Source organism: Janthinobacterium sp. LPB2021202312-11-4 (assembly GCF_037049705.1).
In the GTDB taxonomy this organism is placed as follows: domain Bacteria; phylum Pseudomonadota; class Gammaproteobacteria; order Pseudomonadales; family Pseudomonadaceae; genus Aquipseudomonas.
Genome location: NZ_JBAGKV010000009.1, coordinates 1 through 19,719 on the forward strand (window position 1 = coordinate 1; position 19,719 = coordinate 19,719).

A 19,719-nucleotide genomic window follows, 5' to 3' on the forward strand; every position below is an offset into this window, starting at 1 on the left:
TTAGCGTAATCGTTATTATTTACTTCGCCTACTCCTTGCCACCACACCCAACAAAGGCCCGACGACCATACCTGCCAGCAATGACAATATAATAAATACTGAGAGAGGAACCTCTGACGCCGACCATCCAAAAAAGCTCAAAGTAACAAATTGTTGATTTTCCAGCACAAATACCAAAACTGACAGCATCAGCATCAACAAAACAGATATGAGCAGTAGGCGTTTTAAATTACGCATGCATTACTCCGCACGACTAAATGTGTCACACCAAGTCCTCATCCTCATCCTCATTCACCCGATCACGTAGCTCTTTGCCCGGCTTGAAATGCGGGACGAACTTGCCGTCAAGGCTGACGGACTGACCGGTCTTTGGATTACGGCCTACTCGTGGTGCACGGTAATGCAAAGAGAAGCTGCCAAAACCACGGATCTCAATACGATCCCCAGTGGCCAGGCATTGGGACATTTGCTCAAGCATGGTCTTGATGGCCAGCTCAACATCCTTGGATGAGAGCAGCCCTTGATGGGTGACAATTCGTTCGATCAACTCCGACTTCGTCATATTTTTCCCTTCTTTTTCAAGCAGCTAGATCAGCGCTTCAAAGGTTTTAGCATGCCCGGAGGAATTTGAACAGCCCAGGGTTTGACATATCGTTACCAGTACCGACAGACCCATTTTCAACGCACCGCAACACAATCACGATAACCACTGTCACCTACAGATCACCAACATCGTCCGCGTGAGGTAACCCGCAGGATTGAAACCAAAAGGAAACACATCCTCCTCCTTGACGTCATCGGACCTCACAACAACCTTGTAACCCGCCGCCTTGCACTCCCTGTCAGCGCGCTTGCGACATTTCTCCCAGCCCGACCCTAATCCAGAACAATCGATTTCAATACCACTACCCCCGCGTACGACATGGGTCTTGGCGTTAGTAGTACAACCGGCCAATGTCAGCACAGCTATTGTGACAATGAGCTTGTTCATTCACATCCTTATGCCAGGCACAGCGCCCGACTCTTGTTTGCTTCAGGCCTAAGCCTAGCTGCAAATAAGCGGTTGATCCGGCTAAAGAAACAGACAGCGCGCTAAGAGGATTGGTTTCATGACATGGCGCTGAAGTGATGCCCGGTCACAGACAGCGCCGCATTCGAGCGCCTCCTGCAGGATCTCTCTCACGTAACAACCCATCGCTTACCAAATTCCAGGCACAAAAAAGGGCGACCGAAGTCGCCCTTTTTCTATGGTCTGACAGAACTTAGTTCTGTTTTTCCATTTGTGCACGCAACAGGTCGCCCAGAGTGGTAGGACCAGCAGCAGGTTCCGAAGTCGCTGGCTTGTCGCGCAGGCTTTGGATTGCTTCTTTCTCTTCAGCATCGTCTTTCGACTTGATGGAGAGCTGGATTACGCGGCTCTTGCGGTCAACGCTGATGATCTTGGCTTCTACTTCCTGGCCTTCTTTCAGAACGTTGCGCGCGTCTTCAACGCGGTCACGGCTGATTTCGGAGGCTTTCAGAGTCGCTTCGATATCGTCGGCCAAAGTGATGATGGCGCCTTTAGCGTCAACTTCTTTCACGATGCCTTTAACGATTGCGCCTTTGTCGTTCTCTTGAACGTACTCGGAGAACGGATCGCTTTCCAGTTGCTTGATACCCAGGGAGATGCGCTCGCGCTCTGGGTCAACCGACAGGATAACGGTGTCCAGCTCGTCGCCCTTCTTGAAGCGGCGAACGGCTTCTTCGCCCACTTCGTTCCAGGAGATGTCGGACAGGTGAACCAGACCGTCGATGCCGCCGTCCAGACCAATGAAGATACCGAAATCGGTGATCGACTTGATGGTGCCGGAGATTTTATCGCCCTTGTTGAACTGGCCAGAGAAATCTTCCCATGGGTTAGATTTGCACTGTTTGATGCCGAGGGAGATACGACGACGCTCTTCGTCGATGTCCAGAACCATAACTTCCACTTCGTCGCCGACTTGTACGACTTTCGAAGGGTGGATGTTTTTGTTGGTCCAGTCCATTTCGGAAACGTGTACCAGGCCTTCAACGCCTTCTTCCAGCTCAGCGAAGCAGCCGTAGTCGGTCAGGTTGGTTACACGAGCGGTAACGCGAGTGCTTTCTGGGTAACGGGCTTTGATAGCAACCCATGGATCTTCGCCCAGTTGCTTGAGGCCCAGGGAAACACGATTGCGTTCGCGATCGTACTTCAGAACCTTGACATCAATCTCGTCGCCAACATTGACGATTTCGGAAGGATGCTTGATACGCTTCCAAGCCATGTCGGTAATGTGCAGCAGGCCATCGACGCCACCCAGATCGACGAATGCGCCGTAATCGGTGAGGTTCTTGACGATACCTTTGACTTGTTGGCCTTCCTGCAGGGATTCCAGCAGAGCTTCACGCTCAGCGGAGTTCTCGGCTTCGAGGACGCTACGACGGGAAACGACAACGTTGTTGCGTTTCTGGTCGAGTTTGATGACCTTGAATTCCAGCTCTTTGCCTTCCAGGTGCGTGGTGTCGCGCACCGGACGGACGTCAACCAGAGAACCTGGCAGGAACGCACGGATGCCGTTAACGTCGACAGTGAAGCCGCCTTTAACCTTACCGTTGATAACGCCCTTGACCACTTCTTCGGCTGCGAAGGCTGCTTCCAGAACAATCCAGCATTCAGCGCGCTTGGCTTTTTCACGGGACAGCTTGGTTTCACCAAAGCCGTCTTCAACCGAGTCCAGAGCAACGTGAACTTCGTCACCGACGTTGATAGTCAGTTCGCCAGCATCGTTGTAGAACTGCTCAAGCGGGATGAGTGCTTCAGACTTCAGGCCAGCGTGAACGGTTACCCAGCGAGCTTGGTAATCGATATCAACGATAACACCGGTGATGATGGAGCCTGCCTGAAGGTTCAGGGTTTTTAGGCTTTCTTCAAAGAGTTCCGCAAAGCTTTCGCTCATTTTAATTCCTGTTGAATAAGGGCGAAGGATACGCCCATCTCCACATCCCAGACGACGTGGGTTACGTTCATTAGAAGAAGCATCGCAAGACTATGACTGGTCCCCTGCAAAGCTTCTTGGTCACCCGGCGATATCGCGAATGGCGATCTCGCTCATGATGCGTTCCAGCACCTGATCGATGGATAATTCCGTGGAATCCAGCTGTATGGCGTCAGCCGCCGGTTTGAGCGGGGCTACCGCTCGCTGGGTGTCACGCTCATCGCGGACACGTATCTCATCTAGCAGACTCGACAGACTAACACCATCGACTTTGCCCTTCAACTGCAAGTATCGACGGCGCGCACGCTCCTCGGCACTGGCGGTCAGGAATATCTTCAGCGGCGCATCAGGAAATACCACCGTTCCCATGTCGCGACCATCGGCCACCAGGCCCGGGGCCTCCTGAAATGCCCGCTGGCGCTGCAGCAGCGCGTCGCGCACCGCCGGCAGCGCGGCGACTTGCGAAGCCCACGCCCCAACCTGCTCGTTACGCAGATCGTCGGTCACATCGTCGCCTTCGAGGATGATCCGCTGCGGATGACCTTCCGTCGCGCCGACGAACTGCACGTCCAGATGAGCGGCCAACAACTTCAGCGATTCTTCATTGGTCAGGTCAACGCCATGATTGCGCGCCGCGAACGCCAGCAAACGGTACAACGCACCGGAATCCAGCAGGCACCAGCCCAGACGCTTGGCCAGAATCCCGGCGATAGTGCCCTTGCCCGAACCGCTAGGTCCGTCGATGGTGATGACCGGTGGCTTGATAATCACGACTGAGCCTCTTGAGCAACACGAATACCAACCTGCGCGCACAGCGCCAGGAAGTTCGGGAACGAGGTCGCGACGTTGGCGCAGTCATGGATGCGAATCGGTGCGGTAGCGCGCAGCGAAGCCACGCTGAAGGCCATGGCAATCCGGTGATCGCCGTGACCATGCACTTCGCCGCCGCCGATCAGGCCGCCGTCGATGATGATGCCGTCCGGCGTCGGCTCGCACTTGACGCCCAGCGCCAGCAAGCCATCGGCCATGACCTGAATCCGGTCCGACTCCTTGACCCGCAGCTCTTCGGCGCCGCGCAGCACGGTGCGCCCTTCGGCACAAGCTGCAGCCACGAACAACACCGGGAATTCGTCGATGGCCAGCGGAACCAGCGCCTCGGGAATCTCGATACCCTTGAGTTTAGCTGCCCGCACGCGCAGGTCAGCCACCGGTTCGCCACCGACTTCACGCTGGTTTTCCAGGGTGATGTCGGCACCCATCAGGCGCAGGATGTCGATCACACCGGTACGGGTCGGGTTGATGCCGACGTGCTCAAGCACCAGCTCCGAACCTTCGGCGATCGACGCAGCCACCAGGAAGAACGCCGACGACGAGATATCGCCCGGCACTTCAATGTGGGTGGCGGTCAGCTTGTGGCCGGACTCGACCGATGCGGTAGCGCCATTGACGGTCACCGGGTAGCCGAAGCCACGCAGCATGCGCTCGGTGTGATCGCGGGTCGGCGCAGGCTCGGTCACGGTGGTCTTGCCTTCGGCATACAGCCCCGCCAGCAGCAGGCAGGACTTAACCTGGGCACTGGCCATCGGCATGGTGTAGGTCAGGCCTTTGAGTTTGTTGCCGCCACGAATGGTCATCGGCGGACGACCTTCAGCGGCGGTCTCGATCACGGCGCCCATTTCACGCAGCGGATTGGCCACGCGATTCATCGGACGCTTGGACAGCGAGGCATCACCGGTCAGGGTGCTGTCGAAGCTCTGCGCAGCCAACAGACCGGACAGCAGGCGCATCGAAGTGCCGGAGTTGCCCAGATAGATCGGACCTGGCGCAGGCTTCAGGCCATGCAAGCCGACACCGTGAATGGTCACGCGACCGTGGTGCGGACCTTCGATCACGACACCCATGTCACGGAAGGCTTGCAAGGTCGCCAGGGCATCTTCGCCCTCAAGGAAACCTTCCACTTCGGTGGTGCCTTCAGCCAGGGAGCCGAGCATGATCGAACGGTGGGAAATCGATTTGTCGCCCGGTACACGAATCCGCCCAGTCAGGCGGCCACCAGGTTGTGCCAGGAAAATCAGGTCGTTGGAGTTCATAGCGTCCACATAAGCCCGGCGGGCCAGGATTTTACTGAAATGTTCGCGGGCAACCCGGGCGCGAGTGAATACGCCCAACAATTGGTGCCCATCCCCTGCATCGACCGCGTCGCGCAAGGCGTCGAGGTCGCTGCGAAATGTATCGAGTGTGCGCAGGACAGCTTCGCGATTGGCGAGGAAGATGTCGTGCCACATCACCGGGTCGCTTCCGGCGATTCTTGTGAAATCGCGGAAACCGCCCGCAGCGTAACGGAAGATCTCAAGATTTTCATTGCGTTTGGCCAGCGAATCGACCAAACCGAACGCCAGCAAGTGCGGCAAATGGCTCGTCGCCGCCAACACTTCGTCATGACGCTCGACCTGCATGTGCTCGACGTCGGCGCCCAATTCGCGCCACAAACGGTCGACCACGGCCAGGGCCGCCGGATCGGTTTGATCCAGCGGGGTCAAAATCACTTTATGGCGACGGAACAGCTCGGCATTGGAGGCTTCCACCCCGCTCTGCTCGGAACCGGCAATCGGATGCCCCGGCACGAAACGCGTCGGCATGCCGCCAAACGCCTCGGTGGCCGCACGCACCACATTGCCTTTGGCGCTGCCGACGTCGGTCAGGATCGCTTGCCCCAGATCCATGTCGGCCAAACGGCCGAGCATTTTTTCCATGGCAAGGATCGGCACGGCCAGTTGGATCACATCAGCACCCTGGCAAGCAGCCACCAGGTCTTCTTCGCAGCGATCCACCACGCCCAACTCGACCGCCAGCTTGCGCGACTGCGGATCGAGATCGACCCCGACCACTTCGCGGCACAGGCCGCTTTCACGCAAGCCTTTGGCAAACGAACCACCGATCAACCCCAGACCGACCACCACCAGGCGCCCGATCATAGGTTCAGCAGATTGCAGTGCAGTGACATCAACCACGAGCCAGAACCTTGGTCAGCGCCTCAAGAAAGCGACTGTTTTCGGCCGGCAGACCGATGGTGATGCGCAAATGGTTCGGCATGCCGTAATTGGCCACCGGACGCACGATCACGCCTTCGCGCAGCAAGCCCTGGAAGACCGGCGCCGCGACTTGCCCCAGATCGACGCAGATAAAGTTGCCCTTGGACGGAATCCAGCTCAGCCCCAGCTCGCGGAAACCCGCTTGCAGTTGCAGCATGCCGGCTTCGTTCAAACGACGGCTTTCGGCCAGGTACTCGGCATCCTGCAATGCCGCGCAAGCAGCGGCCAGGGCCAGGCTGTTGACGTTGAACGGCTGGCGCACCCGGTTCAGCACATCGGCGACTACGGCAGTGGACAAACCATAACCGACCCGCAGCGCCGCCAGGCCGTAAGCCTTGGAGAAGGTGCGCGAGACCAGCAGGTTCGGATACGCCGCGAGGAAGTCCAGGCCATCGGGCAAGTCGCTGCCTTCGGCATACTCGATGTAAGCCTCGTCCAGCACCACCAGCACATGGGCCGGTACGTCTTGCAGGAACTCGTCCAGCGCTTCAGCGCCGAACCAGGTGCCGGTCGGGTTGTTCGGGTTGGCGATGAACACCACGCGAGTATCGACATCGATTGCGGCCAGCATCGCCGGCAGATCATGGCCCCAGTCTTTGGCCGGGATAACCCGCGCCTCGGCACCCACAGCCTGGGTCACGATCGGATAGACCGCGAACGCGTGCTCGCTGAACACTGCGTTCAGGCCTGGCGCCAGATACGCGCGGGCAACCAACTCCAGAATGTCGTTGGAACCGTTGCCCAGCGTCACTTGATTGAGCTCGACGCGGCACTGTTCGGCCAACAGGGTCTTGAGCGCAAAACCGTTGCCGTCCGGATAACGGGTCAGCTCGGCCAATGCTTCGCGAATCGCGGCCAACGCCTTGGGGCTGGCGCCCAGCGGGTTTTCGTTGCTGGCCAGTTTGACGATTTTGGCCGGATCGATGTTCAGCTCGCGCGCCAGTTCGTCCACGGGCTTGCCCGGAACGTACGGCGAAAGTTGTTGCACGCCCGGCTGTGCCAGAGCGAGGAAGTCGCCACTCATTTGCTACCCCTTAGAGAACGGCTTTCGGGTAGGAACCCAGCACTTTGAGTGCTACTGCTTCCTGACTGATCTTTTCCAGCACACCTTTTACCAGCGGATCGCGGTGGTGGCCGACGAAGTCGATGAAGAACACGTAGGTCCATTTACCGCTGCGCGACGGACGGGTCTCGATCCGTGTCAGATCGATGCCGTTGTCGTGGAACGGCACCAGCAACTCGTGCAGTGCGCCAGGCTTGTTGCTCATGGACACGATGATCGAGGTCTTGTCGTCGCCGGTCGGTGGCACTTCCTGGCTGCCGATCATCAGGAAGCGCGTGGAGTTGTCCGGGCGATCCTCGATTTTCTCGGCCAGACGGGTCAGCCCGTACAAACCTGCCGCCATGTCGCCGGCAATCGCCGCCGAGTTCCACTCACCCTTGACCCGCTTGGCCGCTTCGGCGTTGCTCGACACCGCCACGCGCTCGACATTCGGGTAATGCGCGTCCAGCCACTTGCGGCACTGGGCCAGGGACTGGGCGTGGGAATAGATACGGCTGATGCTGTCGGTCTTGGTGTTTTCACCTACCAACAGATGGTGGTGAATCCGCAGCTCGACTTCGCCACAGATCACCATGTCGTGTTCCAGGAAGCTGTCGAGGGTGTGGTTGACCGCGCCTTCGGTGGAGTTTTCCACCGGGACCACGCCAAAATTCACCGCACCGGCCGCGACTTCACGGAACACTTCGTCGATGGCCGCCATCGGCTTGCTGATCACCGCGTGGCCGAAATGCTTCATGGCCGCCGCTTGGGTGAAGGTGCCTTCAGGGCCGAGGTAGGCCACTTTCAGCGGCTGCTCGAGGGCCAGGCACGACGACATGATCTCGCGGAACAACCGCGCCATCTCTTCGTTGCCCAGCGGCCCCTTGTTGCGTTCCATCACACGCTTGAGCACCTGAGCTTCGCGCTCAGGACGATAGAACACCGGCACTTCGCCTTCGGCCAGCGAGGCCATCTTTACTCGCGCAACTTCCTGGGCGCAGCGTGCGCGCTCGCTGATCAGCTCCAGGACTTTAGTGTCCAGGGCATCAATGCGAACCCGCAGTGCCTTGAGTTCTTGCTCAGACATTAGCCGTGTTCCTTCTCGAACTCTGCCATGTACGAAATCAGTGCGTTGACCGCAACGATATCGACGGCGTTGTAGATGGAGGCACGCATGCCGCCCACCGAACGGTGACCCTTGAGGTTCAACAGCCCACGCTCGTCGGCACCGGCCAGGAATGGCTTGTCCAGGCGATCGTCGGCCAGGCGGAACGGCACGTTCATCCACGAGCGATCCGTTTTGTTGATCGGGTTGCTGTACAAGCCGCTGGCGTCGATGAAGTCATACAGCGTGCGCTGCTTCACTTCATTGAGCTTGCCGATGGCCTCAACCCCACCCTGCTCTTTCAGCCACTCGAACACCAGGCCGGACAAGTACCAGGCCAGGGTTGGCGGGGTGTTGTACATCGAGCCGTTATCCGCCGCGACCTTGTAGTCAAGCATGGTCGGGCACAGGGAGCGGGCGCGACCCAACAGGTCTTCGCGAACGATGTTCACGACAATGCCGCTCGGGCCGATGTTTTTCTGGGCACCGGCGTAGATCATGCCGAAGCGCGACACATCCACGGGGCGCGAGAGGATGTCGGAAGACATGTCAGCCACCAGCGGAACGTCACCGGTTTGCGGAATCCAGTTGAATTCCAGGCCGCCGATGGTTTCGTTCGGCGCGTAGTGAACGTAGGCCGCGTCTTTGGACAGCTTCCACTCGTTCTGGCCGGGAATGGCGAAATAGTCGTAAGGCTTGGCGGTAGCGGCAACGTTGACGTGGCCGTAGCGCGAAGCTTCTTCGATGGCTTTCTGCGACCAGATACCGGTGTCGATATAGTCGGCCGAGCCACCTTCAGGCAACAGGTTCAGCGGGATCTGAGCAAACTGCTGACTGGCGCCGCCCTGCAGGAACAGCACTTTATAGTTCGAGGGGATATTCAGCAGATCACGCAGATCCTGCTCGGCCTTGGTGGCGATGGACACGAACTCATCACTGCGATGGCTCATTTCCATGACCGACAAGCCCTTGCCGTGCCAATCAAGGAGTTCACCCTGAGCGCGCTTCAGGACAGCTTCAGGAAGTGCCGCAGGACCGGCACAGAAGTTATAGGCTCTCTTGCTCACATCCAATCTCGCTCTGATTTGGTGGTATCACGCAATAAATCTGAAAATTTGAAACCCTGCAGGAGCCGTAGGAACCGTAGGAGCTGTCGAGTGCAACGAGGCTGCGATCTTTTCCCTAGCCCCACAAAGCAAGATCAAAAGATCGCAGCCTCGTTGCACTCGACAGCTCCTACAATCCCTACAGTTTTTACATTCCGGCATTACGTATTCAAACAGGAGAAACAAGAAGGGGGCGAATCTTCATCCGCCCCCTGCTTGTCCGCTTATTCCTGCGGTTCTTCGTCGGCTGCGGCGTCGAGTTGCTGGTCTTCGACAACGTCGTCGATCACGACCTCACCGTCGAACACAGCCCCCTCTTCAACCTCCAGCTCTTCGCCCTCGACTTCCGACGGCTCCTGGACCCGCTCCAGACCGACCAGCGTTTCGTCGCTGGCCAGTTTGATAAGGGTCACACCCTGGGTGTTACGGCCCAGGCTGGAGACTTCGTCGACGCGAGTACGAACCAGTGTGCCCTGGTCGGAAATCAGCATGATTTCCTCGCCATCGAGCACCTGGACGGCACCGACCAGACGGCCGTTGCGATCGTTGCTGACCATGGCGATAACGCCCTGACCGCCACGCTTGTACTCAGGGAACTCGGTGATCGCCGTACGCTTGCCGTAACCACGGGCCGAAGCGGTGAGGATCTGGCTGCCTTCTTCCGGGATCAGCATGGAAATCAGCTTCTGGCCTTCCGGCAGACGCATGCCGCGAACACCGCGAGCGGTACGGCCCATGGCGCGAACGTCGGTTTCCTTGAAGCGCGTGACCTTGCCGCCGTCGGAGAACAACATGACTTCGCGACTGCCATCTGTAATGGAAGCAGAAATCAGCACGTCGCCTTCATCCAGCTCCAGCGCAATCAGACCAACGCTGCGCTGACGGCTGAAGGATTCCAGCGGGGTCTTCTTCACAGTGCCTTTGGCGGTCGCCATGAAGATAAAGTGACCTTCGGTGTACTCATCGACCGGCAGCATGGTGGTGATGTATTCATCACTGTCCAGCGGCAGCAGGTTGACCAACGGACGACCACGGGCAGCGCGGGACGCTTCCGGGATTTCGTAGGTTTTGAGCCAGTACACTTTGCCCTTGCTGGAAAACAGCAGCAGCGTGGTGTGACTGTTGGCGACCAGCAGGTGAGCGATGTAGTCCTCATCCTTGACGCCAGTGGCCGACTTGCCTTTACCGCCACGACGCTGAGCCTGGTACGCAGCCAATGGCTGGGTCTTGGCGTAGCCACCGTGGGAGATGGTCACGACGCGCTCTTCTTCCGGGATCATGTCACCCAGGGTCAGGTCGAGACGGGCATCGAGAATTTCGGTGCGACGCACGTCGCCGTATTCGGCGCGGATCACTTCCAGCTCTTCGCGGATCACTTCCATCAGGCGCGTGGCGCTGCTGAGGATACGGATCAGTTCGCCGATCTGGTTGAGGATCTCTTGATACTCGGCCAGCAGCTTCTCGTGTTCCAGACCGGTCAGGCGATGCAGACGCAGTTCCAGAATGGCTTGCGCCTGTTCCGGCGACAGGAAGTACTTGCCTTCGCGCAGGCCGTATTGCGGGTCCAGGGTTTCCGGACGGCAAGAATCGGCACCGGCGCGCTCAACCATCGCGACCACGGCGGAAGATTCCCACGCGGTCTTGATCAGCGCTTCCTTGGCTTCCGACGGCGTCGGCGAAGCCTTGATCAGGGCGATAACCGGGTCGATGTTCGACAGGGCAACCGCTTGACCTTCCAGGATGTGGCCACGTTCGCGGGCTTTACGCAGCTCGAACACGGTACGGCGGGTCACCACTTCGCGACGGTGACGGACGAAGGCTTCCAGCAGGTCCTTGAGGTTCAGAATCCGTGGACGACCGTCGATCAGCGCAACGATGTTGATACCAAACACGGCTTGCAACTGGGTCTGGGCGTAGAGGTTGTTGAGGATCACCTCAGGCACTTCGCCACGACGCAATTCGATCACGACGCGCATACCGTCCTTGTCGGACTCGTCGCGCAGTTCGGTGATGCCTTCCAGCTTCTTCTCTTTAACCAGCTCGGCGATCTTCTCGATCAGACGGGCCTTGTTCAACTGGTAAGGGAGTTCGGTGATGACGATCTGCTGGCGACCACCGACCTTGTCGATGTCTTCGATCATCGAGCGGGCACGCATGTAAATGCGGCCGCGACCGGTGCGGTAGGCTTCGATGATGCCGGCGCGACCGTTGATGATCGCGGCGGTCGGGAAGTCCGGACCGGGGATGTATTGCATCAGCTCATCGATGGTCAACTCAGGGTTGTCGATGAGCGCCAGGCAACCGTCGATGACTTCACCGAGGTTGTGTGGCGGGATGTTGGTCGCCATGCCCACGGCGATACCGCTGGAGCCGTTGACCAGCAGGTTGGGAATACGGGTCGGCATGACCGCCGGGATCATTTCGGTGCCGTCGTAGTTCGGCACCCAGTCCACGGTTTCTTTATGCAGGTCGGCCAGCAGCTCGTGCGCGAGCTTGGTCATGCGCACTTCGGTGTATCGCATGGCCGCGGCGTTGTCGCCGTCCACCGAACCGAAGTTGCCTTGACCGTCTACCAGCAGGTAGCGCAGGGAGAATGGCTGCGCCATCCGAACGATGGTGTCGTACACCGCGGTATCACCGTGAGGGTGATACTTACCGATCACGTCACCGACAACACGGGCAGATTTCTTGTACGGCTTGTTGAAGTCGTTGCCCAGCTCGCTCATCGCGAACAGCACACGCCGGTGCACGGGCTTCAAGCCATCGCGCGCATCCGGCAGTGCCCGCCCGACAATTACGCTCATCGCGTAGTCGAGGTAGGACTGCTTCAGCTCGTCTTCGATATTGACCGGGAGGATTTCTTTGGCCAGTTCGCCCATGAGAAGCCTGATTCCTTTTTCTGGTGAAACTTCGTCACATCCATATGGGACGAACGAAGCTCGCCGACGCAGGCTGAGTGCCAGCACCGACTTACGACAAATCAACGAGTTAAGCCATGGATCTGCGCAGTAAAGACAACCCCGTGGGGCTGCCTCGGAAAACGCCGGATGTTATCACAAGAGCCGCCACGCACCTATCCCCCAGATGCGCATGGAGCATAGTTAGTTGACCGATGACAGGCTTAACGGAGACGAGAGAGGCTTAGAGCTGCGATCAGCCAGCGGGGGCTGATGTTTTATTGACCGTTCAGAACCGATATTCGATTGATAACACCGTCCCGCAGGAGCTGCCGCAGGCTGCGATCTTTTCGGGACCGCCACCGACTGACGCCTGGAAGATCAAAAGATCGCAGCCTGCGGCAGCTCCTACGCCGATCGCATTATTTTTAATGCAGACGCTTACGGCACATCAATTGCGCCATTTTCGCGGTATCCGGTCGCTCGACGATGCCCTTTTCAGTGACGATGGCATCGATCAGGTCTGCTGGCGTCACGTCGAACACCGGGTTGAACGCCTCGACATCCGCCCCGACCCGCTTGCCGCCAACTTCCAGCAACTCACGGCCATCGCGCTCTTCGATCGGGATGTCGTCGCCGCTCGCGAGGGTCATGTCGATCGTCGAACTCGGCGCCACCACCATGAACCGCACGCCGTGGTGCATGGCGCTCACCGCCAGTTGATAAGTACCGATCTTGTTAGCCACGTCACCATTGGCAGTGATCCGGTCAGCGCCGACGATCACCCAGGTAATGCCTTTGGTTTTCATGATGTGGGCGGCGGCGGAGTCGGCGTTGAGGGTCACCGGAATGCCTTCGTTGGCCAGCTCCCACGCGGTCAAGCGCGAACCTTGCAGCCATGGCCGGGTTTCGTCGGCGTAGACGCGCTCGACCATGCCTTCAATGAACGCCCCTCGAATCACCCCCAGCGCCGTGCCGAAACCGCCGGTCGCCAGAGCGCCAGTGTTGCAGTGGGTCAGGATCGCCTGGGCGTTGCCCTGGTGCTTGCGGATCAGGTCCACACCCAATTGCGCCATGGTCAAGTTGGCTTCGCGGTCGCTTTCGTGGATCGCGATGGCTTCTGCCTCCAGCGCCGCCAGCGGATCGGCATCCTCTTTGAGACGGTCCAGGCGATCACGCATGCGGCTCAAGGCCCAGAACAGATTCACCGCTGTGGGACGGGAATCGGCCAGCAACGCGTAATCCTCTTCCCACGCGACTTGCCAGTCACCGCCCTCGGCAATGCGGGCACGGGCCGACAGCACCATGCCATACGCGGCACTGATGCCAATCGCCGGCGCACCGCGCACCACCATCGAGCGAATGGCCTCGGCCACGCCCGCCGCGCTGGTGTAGGCGATCCAGGTTTCCTCGAACGGCAAAATACGCTGATCCAGCAGGTACAGGGCGCCATCACGCCAATCGATGGCCTTAACTTTCTCCGCAGCCAACAGTCGATCGCGCATCCTTCACCCCGCACTCATGAACAAAAGCCGCCGATTATAGCGATCCCCCCGCGAAGACGCTCGGGTATACTTCGCCATCCTTTACAAAAGCACTGGAACCGACCCTCGATGCCGAAACCTGCCGTTGCGCTCGACTTATTATTGCTGCCGACCTGGCTGGTACCCGTCGAACCCGCTGGCGTGGTCCTCAAAGAGCACGGCCTGGGCATCCGCGACGGTCGCATCGTGTTTATCGGCCCACGCGCCGAAGCGCTGAAGTGTAACGCTACTGAAACCCGCGAACTGCCGGATGTTCTGCTCAGCCCCGGCCTGATCAACGCCCACGGGCACGCGGCGATGACGCTGTTCCGTGGCCTGGCCGATGATTTGCCATTGATGACCTGGCTGGAAAACCACATCTGGCCCGCCGAGGCCAAGTGGGTCGATGAAGATTTCGTGCGCGACGGCACGGACCTGGCGATCGCCGAGCAGCTCAAAGGTGGCATCACCTGTTTCTCTGACATGTATTTCTTCCCGAAGGTTGCCAGCGAGCGCGTGCATAACAGCGGGATTCGCGCACAAATTGCGATTCCGATCCTCGACTTCCCCATTCCCGGTGCCGCCACGGCGGATGAAGCCATTCGTCAGGGCGTTGAATTGTTCGGCGACCTCAAGCACCACGAGCGGATCAAAATCACGTTCGGCCCTCACGCCCCCTACACCGTGGGCGACGAAAACCTGGAGAAAATCCGGGTGATCGCCGAAGAGCTGGACGCGGCGATTCACATGCACGTCCACGAAACCGCTTTTGAAGTGCAGCAATCGGTGGAGCAACACGGCGAACGCCCGCTGGCTCGCCTTGGCCGACTGGGCTTGCTCGGGCCGCGCTTCCAGGCGGTTCACATGACCCAGATCAGCGATGAAGACCTGGCCTTGCTGGTAGAAAGCAACACCACGGTGATCCATTGCCCGGAATCGAACCTGAAACTGGCCAGCGGCTTCTGCCCGGTGGAACGCCTGTGGCAGGCCGGGGTGAACGTCGCCGTCGGCACCGATGGCGCGGCCAGCAATAATGACCTGGATTTGCTCGGCGAAACCCGCACCGCAGCGTTGCTGGCCAAGGCTGTCGCCGGTTCGGCCACGGCGCTGGACGCCCACCGCGCCTTACGCATGGCCACCCTCAACGGCGCCCGTGCACTGGGCATCGAGGCTGAAACCGGCTCGCTGGAAATCGGCAAGGCTGCGGACATCGTCGCGTTCGACCTTTCGGGACTGGCCCAGCAACCGGTCTATGACCCGGTTTCGCAACTGATCTACGCCACTGGCCGCGACTGCGTGAAACACCTTTGGGTGGCCGGCAAGCAATTGCTCGATGACCGGCGCCTGACGCGCCTGGATGAAGCACAACTGTGCGCCACGGCCAAGGCCTGGGGCCAGCGCATCAGCGGTCATACCGAATCGTAAGCCCCCCCCGGACTCAACACCGGGGCAACAGGATTTTTCAAGTTTTAGAGGACTTAAACCATGAGCAACGTCGACTACGCCGAAATCGCCAAATTCGAAGCCCTGGCCCATCGCTGGTGGGACCGCGAAAGCGAGTTCAAACCGCTGCACGACATCAACCCGCTGCGGGTCAACTGGATTGACGAACGGGTCAACCTGGCCGGCAAGAAAGTCCTCGACGTCGGTTGCGGCGGCGGCATCCTCAGCGAAGCCATGGCCCAGCGCGGTGCCACGGTCATGGGCATCGACATGGGCGAAGCGCCGCTGGCGGTCGCGCAGTTGCATCAACTGGAATCCGGCGTGAGCGTCGAATACCGCCAGATCACCGCCGAAGCCCTGGCTGAAGAAATGCCCGAGCAGTTCGACGTGGTCACGTGCCTGGAAATGCTCGAACACGTACCGGACCCGTCCTCGGTGATCCGCGCCTGCTTCCGCATGGTCAAGCCTGGCGGCCAGGTGTTCTTCTCCACCATCAACCGCAACCCGAAGGCGTACCTGTTCGCCATCATCGGCGCCGAATACATCATGAAGTTGCTGCCGCGCGGCACCCATGACTTCAAGAAATTCATTCGCCCGTCCGAGCTGGGTGCCTGGAGCCGCATGGCCGGCCTGACCGTCAAGGACATCATCGGCCTGACGTACAACCCGCTGACCAAGCACTACAAACTGGCGGCCGACGTGGACGTCAACTACATGATCCAGACCCTGCGCGAGGAGTAAGCCGATGCGAATCAGAGCAGTCCTTTTCGACATGGACGGCACCCTGCTCGACACCGCGCCGGACTTCATCGCCATCTGCCAGGCGATGCGTGCCGATCGCGGCTTGCCGCCGATGAACGACCAGTACATTCGCGATGAGATCTCCGGCGGCGCCAAGGCCATGGTTGCGGTGACGTTCTCCATGGACCCTGAATCGCCGGGCTTCGAGGAGCTGCGCCTGGAGTTTCTGGAGCGTTATCTGGTCGGTTGTGCGGTCCACAGCAAACTCTTCGACGGCATGGGCGAACTGCTGGCCGACATCGAGAAAGCCAACCTGATCTGGGGCGTGGTCACCAACAAGCCGCTGCGCTTTGCCGAACCGATCATGCAGCAACTGGGGTTGGCCGAGCGCTCGGCGCTGCTGATTTGCCCGGATCACGTGAAGAACAGCAAACCGGACCCGGAGCCGCTGATCCTGGCGTGCAAGATGCTCGACCTGGACCCGGCCAGTGTGTTGTTTGTCGGTGATGACCTGCGGGATATCGAGTCGGGTCGCGATGCCGGTACCAAGACCGCCGCCGTGACTTACGGTTATATCCATCCGGACGATAACCCGCGGCATTGGGGCGCGGATGTGGTGGTTGATCATCCGCTGGAGTTGCGCAAGGTGCTGGATAGCGCTCTGTGTAGTTGCTGATCCGATTTTTCGTAGGAGCAAGGCTTGCCCGCGATGGCGGTTTTGAAGACGCCATCGCGGGCAAGCCATGCTCTTACAGGGTTCGCTTTCTGATTTGAGGTTTTTTATGTTTGATTATTCCGCCCGCCCTGAATTGCTCAAGGACCGGGTCATCCTGGTCACCGGCGCCGGCCGTGGCATCGGCGCTGCCGCCGCGAAAACCTACGCCGCCCATGGTGCAACCGTGTTGCTGCTGGGCAAGACCGAAGCCAACCTGACTCAGGTCTACGACGAAATCGAAGCAGCCGGCCACCCGCAACCGGCGGTGATCCCGTTCAACCTGGAAACCGCCCTGCCCCATCAATACGATGAACTGGCGGCGATGATCGAAACCGAATTCGGCCATCTCGACGGCTTGCTGCACAACGCATCGATCATTGGCCCCCGCACGCCGATCGAGCAGTTGTCCGGCGAGAACTTCATGCGCGTCATGCACGTCAACGTCAACGCCATGTTCATGCTCACCAGCACGTTGCTGCCACTGCTCAAGCTGTCGGCGGACGCCTCGGTGGTGTTCACCTCCAGCAGCGTCGGGCGCAAGGGCCGGGCGTACTGGGGCGCTTATGGTGTGTCCAAGTTTGCCACCGAAGGGCTGATGCAAACCCTGGCCGACGAAGTCGACACCGTGGCACCGGTGCGTTCCAACAGCATCAACCCGGGCGCCACCCGCACCAGCATGCGCGCCCAGGCCTATCCGGGTGAGAACCCGCTGAACAACCCGACGCCTGAGGAGATCATGCCGGTCTACCTCTACCTGATGGGTCCGGACAGCACGGGCATCAATGGCCAGGCGTTCAACGCTCAGTAACGCCGCACGTCGCTTTTGTGCCGCGGCATTTTACCGTCGCGGCACTCAATAACTGCTGTAACTCTCGCCCACCCAAGTCAAACAAATGCCGCCGAACTTGGTGTTATTTTTCGAATAACTCTCTAATCCGATGATTTAAAACGGTTTTTATCTTAATGAACCGAATGGCACGACTTTCGCTCTAATTTTGTTCAGACACGCAGTGTGAAAGCAGTTGGCGGCGGCGCCTTAGTCGATAGGTTACTAATCTTCGACAAAGCGGACTAGACTCGTACCAAATGTCCTACGGGACTGATGGACCAGTATGACGCGCAGCCCAAAGCCGCTCTCACCCAGCCTGTAAGACAGCATTACTGCTTAGGGGCTCACGCCATATGAAATCACCCTCCCAGACCAACGCAATTGACTTCGATAGCGCAAAATTGCAACGCCTGGGCTTTGGTCAGCAGCCGCCTCTTCTGGAGCGGCCGGTCAGTCTCGCGCAATTGCGCCAGCAACTGAGCCTGCAACTGCAAACCAGTCTTGAGCCGCAGCGCATTCTCGGGCTCTTTTTCCGCGATATTCAACGCCTGGTACCGTTGGACGCCTTGAGCTATGAGCACAAGGCCAGCGATTTGCGTCTGGAGTTCGGTCAGCGTGGCCATCACTCCGTCAGCTACAGCCTGAGCCATGAAGGTGAACACCTGGGTGAGCTGGTGTTCCGCCGCAATCAGCGTTTCAGCGAACAGGAACAGGGCTATCTGGAGTCGCTGCTGTCGGCGCTGCTGTACCCGATGCGCAACGCCCTGCTCTACCGCGCCGCAACCCAAAGTGCCCTGCGTGACCCACTCACTGACACCGGCAACCGCGTCGCGATGGATCAGACCCTGCAACGGGAAATCGAAATGTCGCGCCGGCATTCGCAGCCCTTGTCGTTGCTGATGCTTGATATCGACCACTTCAAACGCGTCAATGACAGCCACGGACACAGTGCCGGCGATCAAGTGCTCAAGGCCGTTGCGGCCTCGATCAAAGGCCAGTTGCGCAACGTGGACATGGTGTTCCGCTTTGGCGGCGAGGAGTTTTTGATCCTGCTGTCCAACACCAGCCGGGAGGCGGCGGCGATGGTCGGTGAGCGCCTGCGGTTTGCTGCCCAGGCCCAGGAGTATCACGCTGACGGGAAGTTGATCGAACTGACGGTTAGCCTCGGTTGCTCGACCCTGCTGCCCGGCGAGTCGGCCGAAAGCCTGTTGCGTCGAGCCGACAGTGCGTTGTACGTGGCCAAGCGCGAAGGGCGTAATCGCCTGGCGATGGCAGGCTGAATTTTCAAAAACCGCACAAAACAGTGTGGGAGCGAGCTTGCTCGCGAAAGCGGTGTGTCAGTCGACCTGAAGGGTGACTGTCAGTCCGTCTTCGCAAGCAGGCACGCTCCCACATTTTGTTGGTGTTGCCTTTGGATATCAGCTTTCAGCCAGCGCCATCCGCTCGCGAGTTACCGGCGCCCGTTCCGCGTGTTCCTGCTGCATGCAGCGCTCCAGAAACAGGAACATGTAGTCATAGCTCTTGCACACGGCCTGGCGCAGCTCGACCTGCAATGATTTGCTCGGGTTCATGCCCGCCAGCGTACAGATGATTTCCAGAGCTTCCCAAGGGTGAGCGTCATCGTACTGGGCGTGCATCTTCAGCCACTTCATGGCCCGCTTGCGGTCTTCCTCGGGGAAGGCCGCCGCGTAGACACCCGTGGAACAAACCAGCGCCGACCACTCCCCGGTCGCACCTTCGATGGCGTAGTTGGTGGCCGCGATGGCCACGATCAACGAATCCGCCGAACTGGTGTGCCAGCACCAGTGACTCAAAGCGTGCAATTCAGGGGCGACCTGTTGCGCTTGCAGATCTTCCAGGCTGACACCGTGAGCCCGGCTCCAATGCACCCAGTAATCGGCATGGTTCAGCTCGACGCGTATGTTGCGCATCAGCCAGCGACGCGCCATGTCCTCACCGGGGTGACGGGCGAAGCGGGTCTTCGTCAGGTTTTGTGCCATATATAACGCGAACTGTTCGACCACCGGCCAGCCACCTATCAGGTACTGGCGCATGGTTTTGGCGCTGAGTTTGTTATCTCGCATGCGCTGATACAGTTCGTGTTCGACAACCCGGCGTTTGCTCTCGCTGCAATCCTGGATCAGTTGCTGAGCCCAGGCGGGATAACTTGCAGCTTCCATGAGTGGTCCGGTTCGGTTGAATGTGTCGATCACTGTTCGGCTCCTTTTGA

General features: G+C 59.2%; 17 protein-coding genes. 5 read left to right on the forward strand and 12 right to left on the reverse strand.

Annotated elements, in window-relative coordinates; all coding sequences use genetic code 11:
• Window positions 1–15: 15 nt before the first annotated feature.
• The 11 genes from V5E99_RS11785 to mtnA all read right to left on the reverse strand — a co-directional run bounded on the left by V5E99_RS11785 (window position 16) and on the right by mtnA (window position 13,743).
• Complete coding sequence (locus V5E99_RS11785; protein WP_499802587.1) at window positions 16–237, reverse strand: lipopolysaccharide assembly protein LapA domain-containing protein; 222 nt, start codon at window positions 235–237, stop codon at window positions 16–18.
• Window positions 238–262: 25 nt separating this feature from the next.
• Window positions 263–562 carry an integration host factor subunit beta gene (ihfB, locus tag V5E99_RS11790; RefSeq protein ID WP_499802588.1) on the reverse strand — a complete coding sequence of 100 codons (300 nt, stop codon included), beginning with the start codon at window positions 560–562 and terminating at the stop codon, window positions 263–265.
• 150 nt (window positions 563–712) lie between these two features.
• On the reverse strand, window positions 713–991 hold the full coding sequence (locus tag V5E99_RS11795) for a hypothetical protein (protein WP_499802589.1): 279 nt from the start codon (window positions 989–991) through the stop codon (window positions 713–715).
• A gap of 271 nt (window positions 992–1,262) precedes the next feature.
• A complete protein-coding gene (gene rpsA / locus V5E99_RS11800) occupies window positions 1,263–2,957 on the reverse strand; it encodes a 30S ribosomal protein S1 (RefSeq protein ID WP_123406822.1) in 1,695 nt (564 codons plus the stop codon).
• A gap of 120 nt (window positions 2,958–3,077) precedes the next feature.
• Window positions 3,078–3,767 (reverse strand): (d)CMP kinase, encoded by a 690-nt coding sequence (gene cmk / locus V5E99_RS11805; protein ID WP_008148720.1) that lies wholly within the window; start codon window positions 3,765–3,767, stop codon window positions 3,078–3,080.
• Window positions 3,764–6,007 carry a bifunctional prephenate dehydrogenase/3-phosphoshikimate 1-carboxyvinyltransferase gene (locus V5E99_RS11810; protein WP_499802590.1) on the reverse strand — a complete coding sequence of 748 codons (2,244 nt, stop codon included), beginning with the start codon at window positions 6,005–6,007 and terminating at the stop codon, window positions 3,764–3,766. The genes cmk and V5E99_RS11810 overlap by 4 nt, the downstream gene beginning before the upstream one ends.
• Entirely contained in the window at window positions 6,000–7,112 is a 1,113-nt protein-coding gene (hisC, locus tag V5E99_RS11815; protein WP_499802591.1) for a histidinol-phosphate transaminase, read from the reverse strand. Before hisC ends, V5E99_RS11810 begins: the two co-directional genes overlap by 8 nt.
• A gap of 10 nt (window positions 7,113–7,122) precedes the next feature.
• Entirely contained in the window at window positions 7,123–8,217 is a 1,095-nt protein-coding gene (gene pheA / locus V5E99_RS11820; RefSeq protein ID WP_499802592.1) for a prephenate dehydratase, read from the reverse strand.
• Complete coding sequence (serC, locus tag V5E99_RS11825) at window positions 8,217–9,302, reverse strand: 3-phosphoserine/phosphohydroxythreonine transaminase (protein WP_499802593.1); 1,086 nt, start codon at window positions 9,300–9,302, stop codon at window positions 8,217–8,219. The genes pheA and serC overlap by 1 nt, the downstream gene beginning before the upstream one ends.
• Window positions 9,303–9,565: 263 nt before the next feature.
• Window positions 9,566–12,220 carry a DNA gyrase subunit A gene (gene gyrA, locus V5E99_RS11830; RefSeq protein ID WP_499802594.1) on the reverse strand — a complete coding sequence of 885 codons (2,655 nt, stop codon included), beginning with the start codon at window positions 12,218–12,220 and terminating at the stop codon, window positions 9,566–9,568.
• 446 nt (window positions 12,221–12,666) lie between these two features.
• Entirely contained in the window at window positions 12,667–13,743 is a 1,077-nt protein-coding gene (gene mtnA / locus V5E99_RS11835; RefSeq protein WP_499802595.1) for an S-methyl-5-thioribose-1-phosphate isomerase, read from the reverse strand.
• Window positions 13,744–13,851: 108 nt separating this feature from the next.
• On the opposite strand from mtnA, the gene V5E99_RS11840 reads away from it, so the two are divergent.
• The 5 genes from V5E99_RS11840 to V5E99_RS11860 all read left to right on the forward strand — a co-directional run bounded on the left by V5E99_RS11840 (window position 13,852) and on the right by V5E99_RS11860 (window position 18,769).
• Window positions 13,852–15,186: a TRZ/ATZ family hydrolase gene (locus V5E99_RS11840; RefSeq protein ID WP_499802596.1), complete on the forward strand. Its 1,335-nt coding sequence runs from the start codon at window positions 13,852–13,854 to the stop codon at window positions 15,184–15,186.
• A 60-nt stretch (window positions 15,187–15,246) separates the two neighbouring features.
• Window positions 15,247–15,945: a bifunctional 2-polyprenyl-6-hydroxyphenol methylase/3-demethylubiquinol 3-O-methyltransferase UbiG gene (gene ubiG, locus V5E99_RS11845; protein WP_499802597.1), complete on the forward strand. Its 699-nt coding sequence runs from the start codon at window positions 15,247–15,249 to the stop codon at window positions 15,943–15,945.
• 4 nt (window positions 15,946–15,949) lie between these two features.
• Complete coding sequence (gene mupP / locus V5E99_RS11850) at window positions 15,950–16,621, forward strand: N-acetylmuramic acid 6-phosphate phosphatase MupP (protein WP_499802598.1); 672 nt, start codon at window positions 15,950–15,952, stop codon at window positions 16,619–16,621.
• Window positions 16,622–16,727: 106 nt separating this feature from the next.
• Entirely contained in the window at window positions 16,728–17,468 is a 741-nt protein-coding gene (locus V5E99_RS11855; protein ID WP_499802599.1) for a YciK family oxidoreductase, read from the forward strand.
• A 374-nt stretch (window positions 17,469–17,842) separates the two neighbouring features.
• Window positions 17,843–18,769, forward strand: coding sequence for a GGDEF domain-containing protein (locus tag V5E99_RS11860; RefSeq protein WP_499802600.1), 927 nt, complete (start codon window positions 17,843–17,845; stop codon window positions 18,767–18,769).
• A gap of 138 nt (window positions 18,770–18,907) precedes the next feature.
• Here V5E99_RS11860 and V5E99_RS11865 read toward each other — a convergent pair whose 3' ends face one another.
• Complete coding sequence (locus V5E99_RS11865; RefSeq protein WP_499802601.1) at window positions 18,908–19,669, reverse strand: iron-containing redox enzyme family protein; 762 nt, start codon at window positions 19,667–19,669, stop codon at window positions 18,908–18,910.
• Between the last annotated feature and the right edge of the window lie 50 nt (window positions 19,670–19,719).

Coding starts and splice junctions, on each gene's coding strand:
- V5E99_RS11785 (WP_499802587.1), bottom strand. CDS start 237: ATGCGTAATTTAAAACGCCTACTGCTCATATCTGTTTTGTTGATGCTG.
- ihfB (WP_499802588.1), bottom strand. CDS start 562: ATGACGAAGTCGGAGTTGATCGAACGAATTGTCACCCATCAAGGGCTG.
- V5E99_RS11795 (WP_499802589.1), bottom strand. CDS start 991: ATGAACAAGCTCATTGTCACAATAGCTGTGCTGACATTGGCCGGTTGT.
- rpsA (WP_123406822.1), bottom strand. CDS start 2,957: ATGAGCGAAAGCTTTGCGGAACTCTTTGAAGAAAGCCTAAAAACCCTG.
- hisC (WP_499802591.1), bottom strand. CDS start 7,112: ATGAGTGGCGACTTCCTCGCTCTGGCACAGCCGGGCGTGCAACAACTT.
- pheA (WP_499802592.1), bottom strand. CDS start 8,217: ATGTCTGAGCAAGAACTCAAGGCACTGCGGGTTCGCATTGATGCCCTG.
- gyrA (WP_499802594.1), bottom strand. CDS start 12,220: ATGGGCGAACTGGCCAAAGAAATCCTCCCGGTCAATATCGAAGACGAG.
- mtnA (WP_499802595.1), bottom strand. CDS start 13,743: ATGCGCGATCGACTGTTGGCTGCGGAGAAAGTTAAGGCCATCGATTGG.
- V5E99_RS11840 (WP_499802596.1), top strand. CDS start 13,852: ATGCCGAAACCTGCCGTTGCGCTCGACTTATTATTGCTGCCGACCTGG.
- ubiG (WP_499802597.1), top strand. CDS start 15,247: ATGAGCAACGTCGACTACGCCGAAATCGCCAAATTCGAAGCCCTGGCC.
- mupP (WP_499802598.1), top strand. CDS start 15,950: ATGCGAATCAGAGCAGTCCTTTTCGACATGGACGGCACCCTGCTCGAC.
- V5E99_RS11855 (WP_499802599.1), top strand. CDS start 16,728: ATGTTTGATTATTCCGCCCGCCCTGAATTGCTCAAGGACCGGGTCATC.
- V5E99_RS11860 (WP_499802600.1), top strand. CDS start 17,843: ATGAAATCACCCTCCCAGACCAACGCAATTGACTTCGATAGCGCAAAA.
- V5E99_RS11865 (WP_499802601.1), bottom strand. CDS start 19,669: ATGGAAGCTGCAAGTTATCCCGCCTGGGCTCAGCAACTGATCCAGGAT.